Annotated in this window: 18 protein-coding genes and 1 pseudogene; 7 read left to right on the forward strand and 12 right to left on the reverse strand. The window is 69.4% G+C overall.

Annotation, left to right across the window (positions count from 1 at the left end):
* Nucleotides 1-16: 16 nt before the first annotated feature.
* From AB0C75_RS10665 to AB0C75_RS10680, 4 genes are all read right to left on the reverse strand, one after another.
* Entirely contained in the window at nucleotides 17-1,627 is a 1,611-nt protein-coding gene (locus AB0C75_RS10665) for an FAD-dependent oxidoreductase (RefSeq protein WP_362889107.1), read from the reverse strand.
* The gene (locus AB0C75_RS10670; RefSeq protein ID WP_362889108.1) at nucleotides 1,624-2,805 is read right to left on the reverse strand and encodes a LacI family DNA-binding transcriptional regulator; all 1,182 of its coding nucleotides are present in this window, start codon (nucleotides 2,803-2,805) and stop codon (nucleotides 1,624-1,626) included. The genes AB0C75_RS10665 and AB0C75_RS10670 overlap by 4 nt, the downstream gene beginning before the upstream one ends.
* 445 nt (nucleotides 2,806-3,250) lie before the next feature.
* Nucleotides 3,251-4,834, reverse strand: coding sequence for an alpha/beta hydrolase (locus tag AB0C75_RS10675; RefSeq protein ID WP_362889110.1), 1,584 nt, complete (start codon nucleotides 4,832-4,834; stop codon nucleotides 3,251-3,253).
* Nucleotides 4,835-4,878: 44 nt separating this feature from the next.
* A complete protein-coding gene (locus tag AB0C75_RS10680; RefSeq protein ID WP_362889111.1) occupies nucleotides 4,879-5,190 on the reverse strand; it encodes a hypothetical protein in 312 nt (103 codons plus the stop codon).
* A gap of 133 nt (nucleotides 5,191-5,323) precedes the next feature.
* Between AB0C75_RS10680 and AB0C75_RS10685 the strand changes: the two genes are divergently transcribed.
* Both AB0C75_RS10685 and AB0C75_RS10690 read left to right on the forward strand, forming a co-directional pair.
* Nucleotides 5,324-7,441: a histidine kinase gene (locus tag AB0C75_RS10685; protein ID WP_362889113.1), complete on the forward strand. Its 2,118-nt coding sequence runs from the start codon at nucleotides 5,324-5,326 to the stop codon at nucleotides 7,439-7,441.
* A 113-nt stretch (nucleotides 7,442-7,554) separates the two neighbouring features.
* Nucleotides 7,555-8,226, forward strand: a complete 672-nt coding sequence (locus tag AB0C75_RS10690) for a response regulator transcription factor (protein WP_362889188.1) — start codon at nucleotides 7,555-7,557, stop codon at nucleotides 8,224-8,226.
* 12 nt (nucleotides 8,227-8,238) lie between these two features.
* On the opposite strand, the gene AB0C75_RS10695 is transcribed toward AB0C75_RS10690, so the two are convergent.
* Nucleotides 8,239-9,012, reverse strand: coding sequence for an SDR family oxidoreductase (locus AB0C75_RS10695; protein WP_362889190.1), 774 nt, complete (start codon nucleotides 9,010-9,012; stop codon nucleotides 8,239-8,241).
* Between the two features lie 174 nt (nucleotides 9,013-9,186).
* Here AB0C75_RS10695 and AB0C75_RS10700 point away from each other — a divergent pair, with 174 nt between their 5' ends.
* The gene (locus AB0C75_RS10700) at nucleotides 9,187-10,083 is read left to right on the forward strand and encodes a helix-turn-helix domain-containing protein (RefSeq protein WP_362889115.1); all 897 of its coding nucleotides are present in this window, start codon (nucleotides 9,187-9,189) and stop codon (nucleotides 10,081-10,083) included.
* Nucleotides 10,084-10,109: 26 nt separating this feature from the next.
* Here the strand turns inward: AB0C75_RS10700 and AB0C75_RS10705 are convergent, their stop codons facing one another.
* On the reverse strand, nucleotides 10,110-11,162 hold the full coding sequence (locus tag AB0C75_RS10705; protein WP_362889117.1) for a methyltransferase: 1,053 nt from the start codon (nucleotides 11,160-11,162) through the stop codon (nucleotides 10,110-10,112).
* 442 nt (nucleotides 11,163-11,604) lie between these two features.
* On the opposite strand from AB0C75_RS10705, the gene AB0C75_RS10710 reads away from it, so the two are divergent.
* Nucleotides 11,605-12,525 carry an endo-beta-N-acetylglucosaminidase H gene (locus AB0C75_RS10710; protein ID WP_362889119.1) on the forward strand — a complete coding sequence of 307 codons (921 nt, stop codon included), beginning with the start codon at nucleotides 11,605-11,607 and terminating at the stop codon, nucleotides 12,523-12,525.
* A 162-nt stretch (nucleotides 12,526-12,687) separates the two neighbouring features.
* On the opposite strand, the gene AB0C75_RS10715 is transcribed toward AB0C75_RS10710, so the two are convergent.
* The 3 genes and pseudogenes from AB0C75_RS10715 to AB0C75_RS10725 all read right to left on the reverse strand — a co-directional run bounded on the left by AB0C75_RS10715 (nucleotide 12,688) and on the right by AB0C75_RS10725 (nucleotide 15,130).
* Nucleotides 12,688-14,037: a hypothetical protein gene (locus AB0C75_RS10715; protein ID WP_362889192.1), complete on the reverse strand. Its 1,350-nt coding sequence runs from the start codon at nucleotides 14,035-14,037 to the stop codon at nucleotides 12,688-12,690.
* Nucleotides 14,038-14,163: 126 nt separating this feature from the next.
* Nucleotides 14,164-14,349: a DUF397 domain-containing protein gene (locus tag AB0C75_RS10720; protein ID WP_362889121.1), complete on the reverse strand. Its 186-nt coding sequence runs from the start codon at nucleotides 14,347-14,349 to the stop codon at nucleotides 14,164-14,166.
* Nucleotides 14,346-15,130, reverse strand: a pseudogene (locus tag AB0C75_RS10725) (helix-turn-helix transcriptional regulator). Before AB0C75_RS10725 ends, AB0C75_RS10720 begins: the two are co-directional and overlap by 4 nt.
* A 41-nt stretch (nucleotides 15,131-15,171) precedes the next feature.
* Here AB0C75_RS10725 and AB0C75_RS10730 point away from each other — a divergent pair.
* Nucleotides 15,172-15,980, forward strand: a protein-coding gene (locus tag AB0C75_RS10730; protein ID WP_362889123.1) for an IS5 family transposase whose coding sequence is annotated in 2 segments (ribosomal slippage) — nucleotides 15,172-15,505 and nucleotides 15,505-15,980 — 810 coding nt in all. Because the reading frame shifts where the segments join, the coding sequence is not laid out codon by codon here.
* A 15-nt stretch (nucleotides 15,981-15,995) separates the two neighbouring features.
* On the opposite strand, the gene AB0C75_RS10735 is transcribed toward AB0C75_RS10730, so the two are convergent.
* From AB0C75_RS10735 to AB0C75_RS10745, 3 genes are all read right to left on the reverse strand, one after another.
* Complete coding sequence (locus tag AB0C75_RS10735) at nucleotides 15,996-16,442, reverse strand: SRPBCC family protein (protein ID WP_362889125.1); 447 nt, start codon at nucleotides 16,440-16,442, stop codon at nucleotides 15,996-15,998.
* Between the two features lie 63 nt (nucleotides 16,443-16,505).
* A complete protein-coding gene (locus AB0C75_RS10740) occupies nucleotides 16,506-17,273 on the reverse strand; it encodes a transposase (protein WP_362889127.1) in 768 nt (255 codons plus the stop codon).
* Nucleotides 17,173-18,030, reverse strand: coding sequence for a hypothetical protein (locus tag AB0C75_RS10745; RefSeq protein WP_362889129.1), 858 nt, complete (start codon nucleotides 18,028-18,030; stop codon nucleotides 17,173-17,175). The genes AB0C75_RS10740 and AB0C75_RS10745 overlap by 101 nt, the downstream gene beginning before the upstream one ends.
* A 146-nt stretch (nucleotides 18,031-18,176) precedes the next feature.
* On the opposite strand from AB0C75_RS10745, the gene AB0C75_RS10750 reads away from it, so the two are divergent.
* Nucleotides 18,177-18,764 carry an SUKH-4 family immunity protein gene (locus tag AB0C75_RS10750; protein ID WP_362889131.1) on the forward strand — a complete coding sequence of 196 codons (588 nt, stop codon included), beginning with the start codon at nucleotides 18,177-18,179 and terminating at the stop codon, nucleotides 18,762-18,764.
* Nucleotides 18,765-19,198: 434 nt separating this feature from the next.
* On the forward strand, nucleotides 19,199-19,369 hold the full coding sequence (locus AB0C75_RS10755; RefSeq protein ID WP_362889133.1) for a hypothetical protein: 171 nt from the start codon (nucleotides 19,199-19,201) through the stop codon (nucleotides 19,367-19,369).
* Nucleotides 19,370-19,534 lie beyond the last annotated feature (165 nt).

The raw sequence follows: 19,534 nt of genomic DNA on the forward strand, positions 1-19,534 counted from the left end.
CCCCCGTGACGGCCGCTCAGTAACCGCGTACGTCGGGCCAGTGGCGCTGGACCCCCTGCGAGTCGAGCAGCCGGGCGAACTCCCCGAACCGCTTGTCGTCGGCCTGCACCTGGTGGGGTCCGACGCTCTCGGAGACGCAGTGCGCGGCCAGTGCGCCGGCGACCTCGCCGATGTTCCATTCCACCGGGTGGAGCCGGTAGCAGCCGTTGGTGATGTGAGTGGTGCCGATGTTCTTGCCCGCGGGCAGGAGATTGCGGACCCGGCGCGGCACGAGCGCGCCGAGGGGGATCTCGAAGGGGACCGAGCCGATGTCGACGTAGTTGTCACCGCCCGTGGAGGGGTGCAGGTCGATGCGGTAGTTGCCGACCCCCACCGAGTCCCGGTACGCGGTCCGGCCGTAGGGACCGACGACATCGATGGCGACGTCCTGCTCGGTGACGGTGGTGACGGCCTTGATCCTGCGTGACTCGCGGATGTACGGCGCCTTGGCGAGGCCGTCGGCGGTGCCCGTGATGTCGGGGCGCAGCCGCAGGCCGGGGAAGCCCCGCCCGCCGTCCTCGCGCGGCGCCTCGGTCTGGAGCCAGTACAGGACCGAGAGCGACAACTGCCGGGCCTCCGCGACCGCCTGCGCCGAGACCTCGGGGCCGGCGCCGATCAGCGGCTTGAGCCAGTAGTCGTTGAGCGGCCAGTTGACCAGGGTGATGTCGGAGTCGAAGGCACCGGCCCTGTGCATCCCGCGGGCGAGGATACGGCGGAAGCCCCACAGCTCCTTGTCGCCCGCGTCGGCGCTCTGGTCGGCGTTGACGGCGAGCGGGTCGATCTCCGGGTTCGGGACGAACGTACGGGGAACGGCATCGAGCGAACGCGGATCGGGGGCGAGGAAGCCGAGGAGCGGGCCGGGCCAGAAGTCCGGCCGGTAGGAGCGCCAGAAGTCGTAGTCGGCGGGCCGCTCGATGACGTGGTTCTCGCCCTCGTGGTGGGAGAGCGCGAAGCAGACCGTGATGCCCTGCTGATTGAGGGGCTGCGCCTCCTCGGGTGCGTGGGGCTCCCCGAACTCGGCGCGGGACTCGGCGCCCACGGCGTGCTCGACGCCGCCGAGTTCGAGGAGCTCGCCGGTCTCCGTGGCGTCGATGACGTACTGCGCGTGGACCGTCGTACGGGTGCCGTCGCGCAGGCTTTCCAGGGTGACGGGGCCGATGACATCGTTGTCCGACTCGACGGCGACCGCCCGGTGCTCGGTGAGCAGGGTCAGCCGGCCGGACGTCCGGTGCGGGGCGATCATGCCCTCCAGGACGGCGAGGGCGGCGCGCGGCTCGTGGCAGAGCTTGCTGACCCGGCCGGCTCCCGGGTTGAGGCCGGTCAGCGCGAGCGCCTCGGAACGCATCGGGTACCACCGGCGGTAGTGGTCCCTGATGCCCTCGCGCAGCGCGCGGTAGGTGGCGGTGGTGCCGAACTGCTCCACCCAGGGGTGCTCGTCCGGCGGGACGGCCTGGGTGGTGAGCTGGCCACCGATCCAGTCGGTCTCCTCGGTGAGGACGACGGTCCGGCCGGCCCGGCAGGCGGCGAGCGCGGCGGCGACGCCGCCCAGGCCGCCGCCGACGATGAGGATGTCCGGTTCGGGGATCACAGTTCTCCTTGTGCGGTACGGGTGGTGCTGTGCGGTCGTGCTGGGGTGGGCGTGCCGGGTGGTGGACCCGTGGTGGCGCCCGGCCGGTACGCGCAGGCCACCAGCGTCACCAGCTGTTCCGGGAGGTCGTCCCCGGGTCGCGGGAGGTCGTCCCCGGCGACGAGCGTGGCGAGCAGGCGTACGGCCTCCGCGCCCAGCTGCGCCCGGGGGATGTCGAACCCCGTGGGTTCCGGCGCGCCGGCCAGGTCGGGCGGCGGGCTGCCGAGCAGAGCCAGCGAGAGGTCGCGGGGGCAGTCGAGACCGGCCTCACTGGCCGCCGTGGTCAGCGAGCGCCAGGCGGCACCGCTGTCGGTCTCCTCGGCCACGAACGCGGTGACGCCCTCGGCCAGCCACTGCCGCAGGCGCTCCGGCGTGAGGGTGCGCGCGGGGTCGGCGCTGCGGAAGACCACATCGGGGCAGTCGGGCAGTCCCGCCGCCCTGAGACCCTCCAGGAAGCCCTGCTCACGGTCGGTGGAGGCGGGTGCCTCGTCGTCCTCGCGCACCAGGACGACACGGCGGTGCCCGAGCGAGGCGAGCTGCTGGACGACCTCACGGCTGGCGCTGACATAGTCGGCGCCGACCCAGGCGAGCCCTTCGGGCTCGTCCCTGCGCCCCAGGTGGACCACGGGGAACCCGTCGTCCACGAGCCTGCGCAGCTCCTCCACCGGCGCGTGGCGCCCGAGCAGGAGACAGCCGTCGGCGAGCCGTGCCCGGTTGAGCGCGCGGGGCGCCGAGGCGCCGGCGCCGCCGCTGCTGGACCCGGTGAAGAGCACCAGGTCGTAGCCGCGCGCGGCCGCCTCCCGCTCCACGCCGACCAGGAACGGGTAGTACGAGTGCTGGACGTCGGTGGGGAAGGTGGCCGTGAAGCTGAAGACCCCGAGGAGGTCGTTGCGCGCGGCGGCCAGCCGACGCGCCGCGGGGTCGGGTACGTAACCCAGGCGCCCGGCGGCGTCGAGCACGTTCTGCCGAGTCTCCTGCGAGATGGCCGCGCCCTGTTTCTTCCCGCCGAGCACCAGGGAGACCGTCGCCTGCGAGACCCCCGCGAGCCGGGCGACCTCCGCCTGACGCGGACGCCCGGTGCGCCCCGCCGGTGCGGGTGTCCGGCCTCGTCTGACCCGCTTCGTGGGTTCCTCCGGCACTGTTCCTCCAGCTGTTAATGCGTATTAGTGATGCGCATTAACGAGTACTGTGCGTGCGCCGGAGCTGCCGGTCAAGAGGCTGGACGAAAATTCCCCGGCGGGTACGGTCGCCGAAAACGCGAGGGCCGCAGCGCCGAGGGCCGAGATCTGCAACGACCTCTGTCGCCGCGTCGGTTCCCTCTGCCCCGTGCGCTTCGCCGCCCGCGGCGATGCCGCCCCAGTCACCCGGCGTCGCCCCCGGAGCTGACCTGAGCTGACCTGAGCCTGACCGCACGATTGGGCCTGCTGCTCGTGCTGCTGACCTCCGATGGAGGGGCAGGTGTCTCGGGCTCCGCGATCGCGGTGCCGGCGCTGACGCTCAGCTCGACGCGATCAGCTCCGCACGGAACCCGACTCCGGCTACCGGACCGCGGCCTGACCGCGGTGGTGCGTGGGCGCGCCGCCGTCACGAGCAGGTGGTGTCGTTCTCCGGGACCGTTCCGTCCAGCAGATACGCGTCGACCATCGTGGTCAGGCAGCCGTTGACACCGTAGGTGCCGTGTCCTTCGCCGTCGACGGTGAGGCGGACACCCACTCCCTTGCCCAGCCCGTCCGCCATCTTCCTGGCTCCCTCGTAGGGAGTGGCGGGGTCACCGGTGTTGCCGATGACGAGAACGGGATCCGCGCCGTCGGCGGCCACATCGACGGTGGGCGCGTGGCCGGCCACCGGCCAGCCGGTGCACTGGAGCAGCTCCCAGGCCATCCAGTCGCCGAACACGGGGGAGGCCTTGCGGTATTCGGAAAGATGCTGAAGCACGTCGTCCGTGCCGAAGCGGTCCGTGTAATCCGCACAGCTCACCGCTGTGAAGGCGTCACTGAGGTTGGAGTACCCCTCGCCGTCGGTGCGCTCGTTGATGCCGTCGGAGAGGAACAGCAGCAGGCTGCCGTCCCCTTCCTCGGCCGCGGCCAGCCCCGCACGGAGCATGTTCCAGCCCATGTCGCTGTCGTAGAGGGCGGCGGCGATGCCGTCGAGTGCGAGGCTCTGGGTGAGAGGGCGCCCGAATTCCGTGGGCAGGGGCTTGGCGTCGAGGCTCTTGACGAGCGCGATGATGTCCTTCTCGCCGCGAGCCGGGTCCTTGCCGTCGAAGGGGCACTCCTCGTGCTTCACGCAGTCATCGGCGAAGTTCTCGAACGCGCCCTGGAATCCCTTCGCCTGGCCGAGTCCGTTGGCCAGGACGTTGTTGGTGGGATCGACCACGGCGTCGAAGACGGTGCGTCCGACGTTCTCCGGGAAGAGGTGCGCGTAGACGCCGCCGAGCTGCGTCCCGTAGGAGATGCCGAAGTAGTTCAGCTTCTTGTCCCCGAGGGCGTGGCGCATCAGGTCGAGATCGCGTGCGGCCTCCTCCGTGCCCATGTGGTCCAGCACGGCGCCCGAGTTGCTTTCGCAGGACCGGGCGTACGCCGCCACGCCACCGGCGTAGGTCTTCCGCTCCGCGGCGTCGTCGGGTGTCGTGTCCGCAGCCTGCCAGGCGTCCATGGCCTTGGTGTCCAGGCACTTCACACCGGCACTGTCCCCGACCCCGCGCGGGTCGAAGCTGACCAGGTCGTAGCGCTCGTGCAGCTTCGCGTAGTCGTCCTCGGCGAAGAGGGGAAGCGTCGACACCCCGGAACCACCGGGACCACCGAAGTTGAAGACAAGAGAGCCGAGCCGCTCATGGCCGGAATCCCGCGAGGCCGTGGCCCTGATGAGGGCGAGATCGATGGTCCCGCCGGCCGGATGCTCGTAGTCCAGCGGCACCTTCATGGTGCTGCACTGCCATGCCGTCCCGTCCGGCAGCTTCTCGGGTCTGTCGCCCCCGCCCTGAGCCGTGGACGGAGCAGCACATGCGGCCCAGTCCAGTTTCTGGTCACTGAGGGCGGCGGGGACCGGGGGTATCGCGGAGGCTGTGCCGGCGTCGGGGTCGGGGTCGCACGCCGTGACGGTGGCGGCTGCCAGCACGGCGAGCGAGGCCACGGCGACGGCGGTACGGGACGAGTGAGGGGTGCGCATGCTTCTGCCGATCCGAGGTTGTGGTTGACGGAGGGAACGGACGCTCACGTGTCGATTTCCTGGCAGTGAGCAGCCGGGCGGCCGGTGCGGGCGGCCCGGAAGGACCTGAACCACCGGACCGCCTGCCAGCCGAGTGCGGCGAACATGAGGCCCGTGCTGACGGTGAAGACATGCGCGGCCCATGTGCTGCCGGCGCCCGCGGCCGACTCCAGTGCTGAGAGGAGTTCCCGGTCCACCGGGTAGGAGGCTGCGGCCACGACGACGATGAACCAGAACGGCGCGTTCTTCAGCAGCTTGCCCGGGACGACAAGGGCCAGGACGGCGGCCAGGGAGATGATGACGTCGGTTCGTTCCATGCGTCGATCGTCTCGCCCTCGATCCGCTGCGACGTCTACCACCAGGAGGAATGTCCTCTAGGCCGGGAGACCTAGTGCCGCGGCACTGGACAGGAACGACCACCCCTGTGTCCGGCTCTAGACTCGTGCCGCAATGGAAAAGACTCGGGGCCTGCTCCTGCCAGGTGTGTTCGCGGTCGTGCAGTTGGCCCTGTGGATGGCCGCAGTCCCGACACTGGGGGAGCCCCCGAGCACCACGGCGTGGATCACCGCTTTCGCCGGGACCGCACTCACCGCCCACGCCCTCGGGCGACGGAACCGCTCCCCGCTCCCAGCCCTCGGCCAGATCCTCGTGTCGTCCGTGCTGGTGCAGCTTCTGGCACCGCCCGACACCCTTGCCCTGGTGACCGGGGTGGCGGTCCTGATCATGCTCTTCTCCGCCACCGCCCGGAGCGGCTGGATCACCGGCCTGGCCGCGACCGCCGTTGCCGCCGTCGTGCAGCTCCTGCCGGCCGCCGCACAGTACGGATCCGGCAGCGCCCTCGTCTCCGACTGGCTGACCCACGTCGCCCTGTACCTGCCGGCCTTGGCCCTCGGCGCCGGCCGTCGGCACTGGCTGCGGGAACGGCAGGCGTCGAGACAACAGCTGGACGGTGCCGAGAGGGAGCTGAGACAGGCAGCCGACGCCGAACGTGAGCGGCTGGCGAACGAGTTGCACGACATCAGCGCGCACCACCTCACCTCTGTCGTGGTGTCCGTCGAAGCCGCCCGCAGGCTGGGAGGCAGCAGACCCGAACTGACCACGGAAGCCCTTGCGTTCGCACGCCGCACCGCGCAGGAGACCCAGGTGGCGCTGCGGCGCCTCGTGGAAGTCATGCGAGTGGACGAGATACCGGCATCCCGGTCCATGACCGCTCCGATCGAGGCCCTGATCGCGGGCTTCGGCAGGCTGGGCCGTCCCGTCTCCGTCTCCCTCCCCGCCGACCTCGTCGGACCTGCGGCGGAGGCGGCCCACGGGATCATCCGGGAGGCTCTGACCAATGCCCTGCGCTATGCGCCGGGTGCCTCCGTCGGTGTTCGGGCGAAACGATCCGGCGAGATGCTGCTACTGACCGTCGACAACAGCAGGCCGCCCGGCGGCACCGGCGACGACAAGCTGGGCATCGGCTCGGGGCGCGGTGTGGACGGGATGGTCCGGCGCGCCGCTGCCATCGGTGGGCACGTGTCCGCGGGGCCCCGCTCTGACGGGGGCTGGCGCGTGGACGCCGTACTGCCCGATGCCAGGTCCACGTGGAAGCCCGTCACGGGGCGACGGCGCAACTTCACACGGGAGCAGCGGATCGCGGACGCGGCGGTCTGCGGTTCGGTCGTCGTGGCGTCGGCGGGCTACGCCCTGGAGCGGGCTGCGGACGCCGGTTACGGAGCCTCTGTCTGCCTGCTTCTCGCGCTGCTGCTGACGGTTCACGCGCTGCCGCTGCTGTGGCGCCGACGAGCCCCCTGGTCGGCGCTCGCCCTGGTGGGGGCCACAGCCTTGGTATGGCCGGTGCTGCTGGGGAGCGGTGTGCTGCCGGCTTCCGCCGCGCACTGTCTCCTCGGCGGCGGATGCGCCGAGTTGGCCGCCGTCTACGCTGTCGCGGCGTACGGCCGCGTCCTGAAACGGGCGACCGCCCGCCCTCGCGCCCAGCCGACGACCACGCAGCCGACGACCACGCAGCCGACGGCGACGTATCCGACTGTCACGTATCCGACGACCACGCAGCTGACGCATCCGTCAGGCCACCGGCTGTCGTATCTGTCCGTTCCTGCCGTGCTCCTCTCGTTCGGCGTCTCGATGACGGCTGCCTTCACCAGCGACGGGATGCTGTTCGGGGAGCCGGCCGGTCCTCTCCTCGTGCTGCTTCTGCTCGCCGATGTGCTGCTGTGGCTCGGCCTGATGCTCACGGCCGTGTGGTGGGCGGGATGGCTGATGCACAGGCGCCGCAGGCGGGTGCTGAGCAGGGAGGACGCGGCGTTCACGGGCCTGGTGTCGAGCGCGAGGGACGTGGTCCACAGTGAGCGGCAGCGAGTCGCCGGCGGTCTGCGGGACCGGGTGCTCCAGCAGACCACGCTGGTGATCACCTCGGCGGAGGCGGGCAGCCTGAACGACGTCGCCACCGCCACCAGAGCGACGCTGGCCGCCATGCGTCAGCTGCTCGGGAGCCTGGACGCCGGCAAGGCGCCGGCGCCACCTCGGGCGGTCGCCGTACGGAGCGCCCCTCGCACGCAGGAGTAGCCGACGCGCGACCCGTCCGTACGGGTACCGGCCTGGCATCCCTGCTCAGGACCCCATGGGAGAATGCGACGCGGGCGATGGGCTCGCCGTGGGCGGGACAGAGGAGATGCGCCATCGGTATCCGGGTGCTGGTCGTGGATGATCAGGCGATCGTTCGCGCGGGCTTCGTGGCGATTCTGACGGCCGAGGCCGATATGACCGTGGTCGGCGAAGCCGCGGACGGGGACGCGGCAGTGGCGATGGCGGCCGACCTCTCGCCCGACCTCGTACTGATGGACATCCGTATGCCCGGTATGGACGGGCTGACGGCGACCCGGCTGATCACGCGTCACAGCAGCCGCACCAAGGTCCTGGTGCTCACCACGTTCGACCTCGACGCCTACGTCTACGAGGCTCTGCGGGCCGGATCCTCCGGTTTTCTGCTCAAGGATTCGGAGCCGGAGGCCCTTCTGACCGCGATCAGGGTCGTCGTCTCCGGTGACGGCGTCCTCGCGCCGGCGGTCACGGGACGCCTGATAGCGGCCTTCGCCCACGGCGCCCCGGTGGCTCCGGAGATCAGCGGAGCCCTGAACAGCCTCACCCACCGTGAACGCGAGATCATGACTCTGGTCGCCACGGGCCTGAGCAACACCGAGATCGGGGAGCGTCTGGGGCTGGCCATGGGCACGGTGAAGGCCCATGTGAGCGCGGTGCTCAACAAACTGGGTCTCCGGGATCGCGTCCAGGCGACCATTCTCGCGTACGAGAGCGGACTGATCCGCCCGCTGGGGATGTCAGCTCCCTGAGCGGTTGCCCGCTCAGGAATGGCCGGCGGTGGGGCGGACGATGATCTCGCTGACGTCGACGTCGGCGGGCTGGCCTACGGCGAAGGCGATGGCCGCGCCGACGGACGAGGCGGGGATGGCGACGCTGCGGTAGGTGCGCATCTCCTCGCGTCCCACCGGGTCCGAGATGGATTCGGCCAGTTCGGATTCGGTGACGCCCGGGGAGATCACGGTGACCCGGATGTCGCCGCCGACCTCCTGCCGCAGCCCCTCCGAGATGGCCCTCACGGCGTACTTGGTGGCGCAGTAGACCGCCGCGGTCGGGGAGACCTGATGAGCGCCGACGGAGGCGACGTTGATGAACTGACCGTGGCGCTGCTCCCGCATGACGGGCAGTGCGGCCGCTATGCCGTGCAGAACGCCACGGATGTTCACGTCGATCATGCGGTTCCACTCGTCGAGCCGGAGCGCCTCCAGCTTGGACAGTGGCATCACCCCGGCGTTGTTGACCAGGACGTCGACGCGGCCGTGCCGGCTGCGGGCGCCGTCGACGAAGGCCCGTACCTGTCCGGCGTCGGTCACGTCCAGAGCGTGGCTCTCAGCGCTGCCGCCGGCCGCCTGGATGGCGTCGGTCAGCGCTTCGAGCCGTTCGGTGCGGCGGGCACCGAGAACGACGTGGTGGCCGTGTTCCGCGAGCACCTTGGCGGTCGCCTCCCCGATGCCGCTGCTGGCGCCGGTGACGAGGACGACCTTGCGGCCGGTCGGCAGTTGTTCCCGGTGGATGAAGCCGTCAGCCGGCGCCGGCATTCCGACGTACGGGTGTGGATCGCGGGGCGTTTCGTTGCTGGTCATGGCTCCACCCTCGGTCCCGCGGCGGGAAGTAACCAGGTCGCCGTCCTCCCAGGTGAGGGCTTCCTGGGTGCCGCGCATGGGAGTACGGGGACCAGGTTGCCGGCCGCTCGGCGGCCTACCCTGACCGGCATGACCACCTCGAAGATGGGCGAATATCTGCGGAGCCGGCGTGCAGAGGTGCTGCCGCGCGATGTCGGTCTGCCCGAGGACGGCCGGCGACGCGTTCCTGGCCTGCGCCGTGAAGAGGTCGCGCTGCTGGCCCGTATCAGCGTCGACTACTACCTGCGACTGGAGCAGGGCCGTGAGCGGCGCCCGTCGACGCAGGTCCTGGACGCCCTGAGCGACGCGCTGCTGCTGGACGACGACGGCCGGCTGCACCTGTTCCGGATCGCGGGGATGACGCCGCTGCCGCGCCACGAGGGGAGCAACGAACGAGCGGACCCCCAGCTGCTGGCCCTGGCCGAGATGTGGGACCGCACGCCGGTCCTGCTCCTGGGACGGGCCTACGACGTCCTGGCCGCGAACACGTTGAGCCAGGCCGTCTTCCCCCACCTCAGGCCCGGCGCGAACCTGCTGCTCGGGATGTTCCTCGACCCGTCGGCCCGCTCCTTCTACGCGGACTGGGAGAAGGACGCCGCCAACGCGGTCGCCGGATTCCGCTTCCTGGAGGGCGCCCGGCCGAACGACCCACGGATCCACGAGGTACTGCGGGCGGCATCGGAAGGCAGCCGCGAGTTCGCCGACCTGTGGCAGAGGCGGGACGCACGGGGCAAGAGCGATGCCGCGAAGGTTCTGCTGCACCCCGATGTCGGCGAACTCACCCTGCGCATGCAGACCTTCGACGTGCGCTCCGCTCCCGGGCAGCAGCTGATCGTCTACCACGCACAGGAGGGCACCCGGACCGCGGACGCGCTACGCCTGCTCGGATCACTGGCGGCGACCGCTCGCCCCGGACAGCGGGACGACGACGCGTCGAGGACATCCGGAGACGGAAGCGTTGGGGCACCGGGCCGCCACCAGCGCTGAGGCGGCGGCAGCCCGGCGCCGGTGGGTCACGCGGGAACAGCCTCGATCACGGAGACCAGCGAGGCGGAGGGTGTCACACCCTTGAGCTGGAGTCCGGCCTCCTGGAACAGCGCCTCGAACTCGGGGCGGCTGCGTTCCCGGCCGCCGTTGGACAGCGTCAGCATGTTGAGGTCCATCAGGGGCGGCAGGCCCGTGGCATCCTCGGTCCCGACGACCAGCTCCGCGACCAGGACGCGACCGCCGGGATTGAGCGACTCGCGACAGTTGCGCAGGATCCGCACCGCCGACCCGTCGTCCCAGTCGTGCAGCACGTACTTCAGCAGATACACGTCCCCGGCAGGTACGGCGGCGAAGAAGTCTCCGCCGACGAAGCCGAATCGGTCGGACACGCCCGCCCGGGCCGCCGACTTCTCGGCTGCGTCGGCAACGCGCGGCAGGTCCAGACACAGCCCCCGCAGGGAGCGATGCCGCGTCAGCAGGCTCTGCACAAAGGCGCCGGCCGCTCCGCCGACATCGACGACGGTCTCGGTGCCCTCGACATCGATGATCTCGGCGAGGTGATCCGCGACGCCCTCGGTCATCGCCGACATGGCCGCCGTGAACCGCTCTCCCTCCTGGGGCTGTTCGGTGAAGTACTCGAACAGCCCCTGGCCGAGCGCCGCCGGGGCCTGGGCATCGCCGGAGCGCACTGCGTCGGCCAGTCGGCCCCACGGCTGCCAATGGGAGGTCATGCCGCCCCAGAGCGCCAGGTCGCGCAACGAGTCAGGGCGATCGGTGCGCAGTGTCTCCAGGAGCGGGGTGGCGGCGAAGTGCTCGCCGTCCCGGCAGGTGGCCAGGTCCAGAGCGACACACGCCCGCAGGAAGCGGAACGTCGCGGAGGGATCGAGCGACTCCGCGCGCGCCACGTCGGCCGCCGTGGCGGGGCCGGTACGCAGGTGGTCGGCGATGTTCAGTTCCGCTGCTGTGCACAGCACCTGGGTCGCCCAGTAGCCGGTGATCATCTGGAAGACGCGGCCCGATTCGCCATGTGCGGGCGTCGCCGAACCGGCGGGCGTCAGGGGGTGTGCATAAAGGGTCATACCGCTCCTCGATACGTTCGTGGCATCACTCTGTGGCCGCCCCTCGGCACGAGGGGGCAACGGGGAGACGCTGCGACTGCGGAAAGGCAACGGGTAAGGGGGTCGCCTCCGCCGCAGCCCGCCCCGCGCGGCTCGCCCGGTGCGCGCACACGCGTGATGCGCCCGCGCCATCTCCGGTGCAACGATGGAGGTACTCAGCACGCCTTCGCGTCGGTGACAGTTGCCTACGGGCGCGTCCCGGAAGTCCGTGAAGTGCCGACCGTCGAACGGTCGCGCCAATCCCCGCACCCAGCTGTCGAGTTGTTGTGACGAGTGTGTGGGGGTCGTGGTAGTTCGCGCACGATTCCCGGGATTCGGTCACGGGGGCGGAAAGCTCGGAGCGCTCACTCGGCGCTCTTGAACAGGTCGGGCGCCGACCTATGCGACGGGAGACCGATCAGCGATGTTCACTCTGGTGCGGAGCAGGGTGCGGACGGCAGCGCTCGCGCTCTCGGCCGTCGCGGCCCTGGCCTTCGGCGCGACCGCCACGACGGGCGCGGCAGCGGCCCCCGCCCCTGCTCCCGCGAAACAGGGGCCGACCTCGGTGGCGTACGTCGAGGTGAACAACAACAGCATGCTCAATGCCGGCAAGTACACCCTCGCCGACGGCAGCAACGTCTTCGACGTCGCCGTGGTCTTCGCGGCGAACATCAACTACGACACGGACACGAAGGCGGCGTATCTGTCCTTCAACGAGAACGTGCAGCGCGTGCTCGACAACGCTGCCACGGAGATACGGCCCTTGCAGGAGAAGGGCATCAAGGTCGTCCTCTCGGTGCTCGGCAACCACGAGGGCGCGGGCTTCGCCAATTTCCCCGACCAGCAGGCGGCTTCGGCGTTCGCGAAACAGCTGTCGGACACCGTGGCCGAGTACGGCCTCGACGGCATCGACTTCGACGACGAGTACGCCGACTACGGCAACAACGGCACCGGCCAGCCCAACGACAGCTCGTTCGTGCATCTGGTGACGGCGTTGCGCGCGAACATGCCGGACAAGATCATCAGTCTCTACAACATCGGCCCGGCCGCGGCGCGGCTGTCGTACGACGGCGTGGACGTCTCGTCCGCGTTCGACTACGCCTGGAACCCGTACTACGGCACCTGGCAGGTCCCCGGCATCGGACTCCCCAAGTCGCACCTGTCGCCGGCGGCCGTCGAGATCGGTGGCACCTCGCAGAGCACGGTCGCCGACCTCGCCCGACGCACCGTCAGCGAGGGGTACGGCGTCTATCTGACGTACAACCTCGACGGCTCCGACCGCAGCGCCGACGTCTCCGCGTTCACGAGGGAGCTGTACGGCAGTGACGCTGTCTACACGCCGTAAGGCGACTCCACGCACCGGCGCCGATCGCCAACTCGGGTCCGGTCGCGTCCCGTAGACCGCGACCGATGCAGGCCGCGCCCTCGACAACGATGTCGGGGGCGCAGTCGCGCGCACAGCGGCCGGTGGGCATCTTGTCGGCCGGCGCCTCCGATGCGGGGGAACTCAGCCGGGCACTCCGGCCTGCCACTTGCGTCGCAGCAGCACATGGTCACTGAAGAGGTGCCGGCTCCGGTCGAGCAGTTCGCCCACTTCCACGGCGCAGCCCCGCTCCGCCACCGACGGATGCCAACGCTGGACCGACTGTCCTGCCCAGGCCCGCAGCTTCACATCCGCGTCCTCCAGCAGCCCGACTGCGGCCCGCAGCGCCACGACCCCGTCACGAGCGACGAGCAGCCGGAACGCGGCGAGCCGAATGTGCCGTGCCCTCTCGGAGCCGGTGCGTTCCAGCAGCCAGTCAGCGGGCAGTTCCCGCGCCGACGGCAGCAGGGCGACGGCGGTCTCGCGTACGACACCGGGCGCAGGATCGTCGAGAAGCGGCCGCAAGCGCTCCGCGTGCGCGCAGTCCAACGTCCGCAACCCGGCCACCGCCCGCGCTCGTACCCCGGCTGCCGGGTTCGCGAGCAACGGCCACAGCAGCCCGGCAGCCGCCCGGTCCCCGCACTCGGCCAGCCCGATGACCGCACCGGGCGGCACATCGCGGCTGTCCGGTGTCGCGCACCGCTCCCGGTACCAGGCCACCGGATCGCCTCCGTGCTGTCGTACGACGTACCGGGCGCAAGCGCGCACGAGCGCTGACCGGTCACCGAGGAACGGCGTCGCGTCCTCCGGCCGCCCTGCCTTCCGCAGCGCGGTCACGCCCGCCGAACGCGTACGCGGGTTGCGCGCGGTCAGCAAGTGCGGCAGCACATCTCCGTACGCCTTCGCGTCGCACAGGGCCGTCAGCGCCGCTGTGGCGCACCGGTCCTGGATCAGGGCGTCCCCGTCCTGGGCGGCTGCGCGGGCCAGCTCGACGGGTCCGAGCAGCCGACCGTCGATGGCCAGCTGGTAGGCGAACCGCCGTACGACACGGTCGGAGGAAGAGAGGAGAGCTGTGAGCCGCCCGAGGGCCGCCCGGCGCAGGGTCTCCCCGAGAACCTCGACGCCGAAGGCGCCCCTGTCCCGGCGGCCGACGCGCAGAATCAACGACGCGAGGCCGGCGGCGGCATCCACATCCAGTACCTCGCGCAGCAACCGCCGGGCCTGCGCGCGGACCGGGCCGACCCAGTCGGTGCAGCGGATGACGATCAACGGCAGCAGACCGGGGTAAGGGGCCGACCGGCGCACCGCCTCCTGGCGGATCCGTCCGTCGCGGTGACAGAGGGCAAGTGCGAGCTGGGACTCACCGAGCCTGGTCAGGTCGGCGGGCAGCGGGGCGGAGTGCTCCCACTGCGGCAGAGGCGCCGAGTGCCAGGTCACCACACGTACTCCCGCGTCCAGAGCGAGCCACTCGCCGGGGTCGGTGGCATCGAGCACGCTGAGAAGCGGCGCACCTTCCGCGAGCCGCACCGCCGCAACTGACCCGTGCACGCTGTCCTCACTCACACCCGTACCTCTCCCGCCGGGATTTCGCCCCCATCACATCGGACGCCCGGCAGGCGCTCAGGCCTGGGCGGCATACGAGACGAAGCTCGACCACGATGTGGGGGACAGGTCGAGTCGAGGGCCCTGCTCGACCTTCGAGTCCCGGACGTGGACGGCCTCCGGGGCGGTCGCTACCTCGATGCAACTGTCGCCGGAACTGCCGCTGTAGCTGCTCTTGAACCAGGCCAGTTCTGTGTTGCTCATGTTGCTCCTCTGATCTGCCGCAACAGGCTCAGGGAGTCCTCCAACGACAGAGCCTGTGACCGCATCCTGGCATACCGCATCTGGAGCATGCTGACCACTTTGAGATCAGAGATGAACTGGCCGCTTTCCTGCCCCTCGCAGTAGCCGAGCCACCTGTTGTCCGGCGTCTCCAACAACTGCATAGGGCCGTCGATCCCTGCGTGGCTGCCGCGCACCTGCGGCATGACCTGGACCTCGATGTTCCGGAACGTCGCCAGCATGAGAACGCGGTCGATGAGCTCCACCGAAGCTGCCGGCCCAGCCGTTCCTCGCAGGAACACGTGCTCCTCGATGATGAAGCTGTAGGCCGTGTTGGGGCGCGCCGAGAGTATCCGCTGCCGATCCGTACGTGCTGCCAACCGGGTCTCGATCTGGTCGTCCCCAGCGGCGGAAGTCGCTCGGAGAACAGGGTTCGTGCGTAGGCCTCCGTTTGCAACAGTCCGGGGATCAACCGGCACTCATACGTGTAGAGGGCGAGCGCCTCCGCTTCCAACTGGGCCCACTGCCGGAACCAACTGGCCAGCCCCGGCCGCCGCGACAGATGCCGCGCCGCGCCCCGCAGCGCCCCGAACGCGTCCAGGACCTCTTCGGCCCGCTCCACGAAGTCCGCCGGCGGGAAGCGCCGCCCCTGCTCGATCGAGGCGACGGTCGGCACCGAATACTGCACCCGGGGCGCGAACTGCTCCTGCGTCAGCCGGGCCCGCTTCCGGAACGCCTTCACGACCTCCCCGAACGCCTTCAGGCTGTCCGAACCGGTGTGAAGATTCGGCCGTTCGTGAGGGTGTGGGTACTCGACCGTGGATCGTGGACGATGAGTTGTGGGCGCTGATCGAGCCGTTGTTGCCTCCGTGGCCGGAGCGGTCACCGGGGCCTCGGCCGGTGTCGGACCTGCTCTGTCTCCAGGGCATCCTGTTCGTCCTCTACAACGACATAGCCTGGCAACTTCTGCCCCCGGAACTGGGGTTCGGCTCGGGACAGACGTGCTGGCGCCGCCTGGACCGGTGGCAGAAGGCGGGGGTTTTCGACCGGCTGCACCGGGTCCTGCTCGCCGAGCTGAACGCGGCCGGCGAGCTCGACTGGTCGCGGGCTTGCGTGGATGGTTCTCACATCCGCGCGAAAAAGGGGGCGCCGATACCGGTCCGTCGCCGGTCGACCGGCGGAAGACGGGCAGCAAACACCACCTGATCTGCGACGGACGCGGCACCCCGCTCAAAGTCATCACCACCGCGGCGAACGTCAACGACATCACCCAGACCCTCAATCTGGTCGACGGCATCCCGCCCGTCGCTGGCCGGCCCGGCCGACCGCGACGGCGCCCCGAGGCTGTCCTGGGCGACAAGGCATACGACTCGAAGGCCGTACGCCTGGAACTGCAGCGCCGCAGGATCCTGCCGGTCGTCTCCCTCAAGGGTGCCCCGAACATCAAGGGCCTGGGCAAGCTCCGCTACGTCGTCGAGCAGACGTTCGCCCTGCTCCACCAGTTCAAACGTCTCGCCATCCGATGGGAACGACGCCTCGAACTCCACGACGCCTTGGTCTCGTTGGGCTGCAGCCTCATCTGCTGGAGACGCCTGAAGAAGTTCGGATCATGAATCTGCGCTGCAGTTCTAGGAGTTACGGCTCACGATCGAGTTGGCGTATGACGCAAGATCCTGGACCCAAACCTGCAGACGCCGCCTCCTGAGCATGTCCAGGAGAGGGAGGGCGTGTCGGTAGGTCGCTGACCAGGTGATGTCGGTGCCGCCATGGGGGGCTCGGGCCAGGTCCACAGACCCTCGATGAGAGGTGAACAGTCCTGCGGCCTGTTCGTAGCTGAAGCGCTGGTCGGGAACCATCTCGACGACGCGCTCGCGGCAGCACACACGCCCAGTAAGGGAACGGATGGTGCGCAGGTCATCGACGCGTGCCGGCCGGTCGACTCCCGCAGGCACATCCCACTCGACGTCGGCGTAGGCGGACCACAACGGCCAGGATTCTGCATCCAGGAGCGCCGCGTAGACGATGGCGGCAGACGCCGATGAGTGCGAAGAAGCAGTAACAGCGAGGGACGACACCCCAACAAGGTAGACCGCGTCTCACCATGATCGTGTTACGAGCTCTAAGGCTTGTCCCGCTATCTATCCGGCGAGAGCGATGTTGTGCAGGCGGGCGATCCCGAGCATGGCGTGGTGGACTCCGTTGCCCTTGAGGCGGCAGTCACGAAGGATCTTCCAACTCTTCATTCGGGCGAAGGTGTGTTCAACGCGGGCGCGTACCTGCTTGTGGGACTTGTTGTGTAGCAGTTTCCAGTCGGGCAGTTCCTCGCCCTTGCGGCGCCGGTGAGGCATAACCAGGCCGGTGCCGGGGTAACCACCGTCGGCGATCGTCATCGTGTTGCCGACGGCGGCCTTGGCCCCGGATTCCTCCCATGCCTTGCAGTCGTTGCGGTTACCTGGAAGCGGCCGGCCGACCACGACGACCAGGCGGCTGTCGGCATCGATGACGACTTGGTGGTTGGTGGAGTACCGGTAATTCTTGGACTGCTCGGCCACCGTGTGGTCGCGAGTGGGCACCAGCGTGCCGTCCACGATGAGCACGGTGTCCTTGCGGAACCGCTTCCGGGGCTGGAGCGCGAGCAGGGGCCCGAGGTGGGCGATGATGCGGTCAGCCGCGGACTTCGAGATGCCGAACAGCAGGGCGTACTGGCGCATCGTCAAGTTCGTCCGCCAGTACGCCGTGACCAGCAGTACCCGGTCCTCCAGCGGTAGGCTCCACGGTCGGCCCCTGCGAACCGCGGCCGCCCCGTCACGCCGCAGCATCGTCACCAACTTGCTGAAAGAGCGCGGGCTCAGCCCGGTGAACGGAGTTATCCACGCCGGCTGCGTAGCCGTGATCACAGCAGTCACGGCAGGATCGTTCCAAACATGACCACTTGCCGTTGGGAATGGGCGTCAGCGCGGCTGCCACCCGGGCCAGGCGATCGGCTGACAGGGCGAAACCCTTGGTGGGGTTGCGGAAGGAGTGCTCGCCGTCGTTCACGGCGAAACCGTGCCCGGCTATCGTCCAGCGCGCGGGGCCGGGGGCCCCTTGGTCCTGCAGGAGAGCAGAGGCGAGGGCTTCAGGGTCTTCCACGCTCGTGCGGGCGTGCAGCGCACCTGCCAGACGGCCAACGGCATCGTCGGGTACTGCATCGTCGCCGAACGCAGGCAGCAGGAGCAGCAGGCGGGAGTGGGGATCGGTGGTGCTGCCGCCGGGCAGGGCGTTGTCCGCTGCTGCCACGAGCTCGGGCCAGGACAGGCCCGGTCCCATGAAGTGCCCGTCATCCCTGGCCAGGAGTTCGGCCTGGTCCCAGTCGGGGTGGTGGAGGAGGTAGTCCGTGCCGCTGTCGTCTGCGACCGTGCGGTAGACCACGTGAAGGCGGTGATCAGCAGCGAGGGGAACCGTGAATGCTGGCCACTCGGCCCGCGTCCACAGCCGCCGCTGGAAGTCGCCGGCCGCGTCGTAGTCCGCGCCGAACAGCAGTTCCTCGGCGTCCTCGCTCTGGATGCACGAGTAGAGGTGCCCCAGCCAGAAGAGCGGCTCGTCCAGGAGCCCGGCCTGGTACGTGAGGGGACCGCCGTCGTAACCCGGTATCCGGGCAGGCTGCAGGTCTGCGCTATTCATCACAGGGACATCATGCCGCCCTGGCCCCGCGCCCTTGAGGCCGGGCGCACCAGACGATCTTTGCGGGACAGCCCTTAGGTGTGATGATGACCGAATCAGATGGGGCGGAAATGGAAGCCGCCAGGAAAGGGAAGCGAGGCTAGAGCATGCTGTTTGATGTCGACCACGGCGCACTGGCGGCTGCCGTCGGCCAGGGCAACGTTCACCGTCTGCCAGCCGGTACCGCAGAGCGCTACGGATTCACTGCGGAGACGTTCGATTTTCTCACTGAGGTTGGAATTCCGTCTGCCGAGGATTACGAAATCTCCTTCGGTCTCCCTGCGGAATTCGACGATGGTTATATCTGGCGCCGCGCCGTGCAGGAATCGCAGGGCTGGAAGTTCCCCGAGGGGGTTGAGGCGCTGATCAAGATCGGGAATTTCCCCATCAACGCCGTAGTCATCGACCCCGTCACGGGAATCGTCTACCAGTACACCGATGCCTCAATGGAAGCGATTCCCGTTCATGCTGATGTTTCCTCCTTGGCCAAGACCGTCGGATCTTTCGTCGAGTACGTCGAAAACTACGCGCGCGGTGATGGCGAGGACGATGAGGACGTGGAATATGCTCGCCGCAAGCGGGAAGTCGACGCCATTCACCACGCGATCCGCCTCGTAGACCCGCTGCCGTTCGCTCATGAGTACAGCGAATGGGTTGAAATGTTCGACAACCTCGAAGGCGGGATCTACACCTGACGGCCCTCGTTTTCGCCTTGCGATTGGCGGGAAGCCAGGACTTGTTTCCCGCGAACCCTTAAGCGCCGCGTCTCAGAGAATCCCCTTCCACGCCCACGGTCGCGGGCCGGATCGACCACGGAGACAGGCGATCCGAAACTGCGCCTGGCTCCTCCACTCAGTGTTGCCGGCTGCGTGCTGAGCCGCGTAAGTCACCATACGCAGCTCACGGGCGCGCGCGAGGACGGGATAGCCCTCCCACACCGTCACGTCGTACCCGTACCCGTACACCGCACAGAAGCGGTCGTACTCGCGTGCGCTGACGGCGCCCGTGGTCTTCGCGCGCACAGCGGTGGACACGAGATCCCACTCCGGGGGGTGACTGAAAAGCGCTCCAGGTCCATCATCAGAACCCCACCGGCGGTGCGGACGATGTTGCCGGGCCAGGCTTCACCGTGCACGGCCCGATCGGGGAGACCAGCCGGCCGCTCGGCCCAGGCCGCTACGAGGTCGCGGTGAAGAGCGTGCAGCCACTGCTTGTCGTCGTCACGGATCGTGGTGGCCGCGTGCAGCCGTTCGCCGACCCGGACGAAGGGGTCGAGGTGCCACCCTGGCCATGGCACTGATCAACGAGCCGGGGACCGGGGTGTATCACCCCGGGTTCCGAGGCGGCTGGGCGAATGTTCGCCCGGTACGTGTAGAGGTCCGGGGCGAAACTGGTCGTAGTCGTGTGGTGCGCTTGAAGCGCGTGCGCGGCGCGAACTGAACTCCGACTTGAAGGAACGCCAGTG

Origin of the sequence: Streptomyces sp. NPDC048565, assembly GCF_040650935.1 — a bacterium.
Lineage (GTDB): Bacteria > Actinomycetota > Actinomycetes > Streptomycetales > Streptomycetaceae > Streptomyces.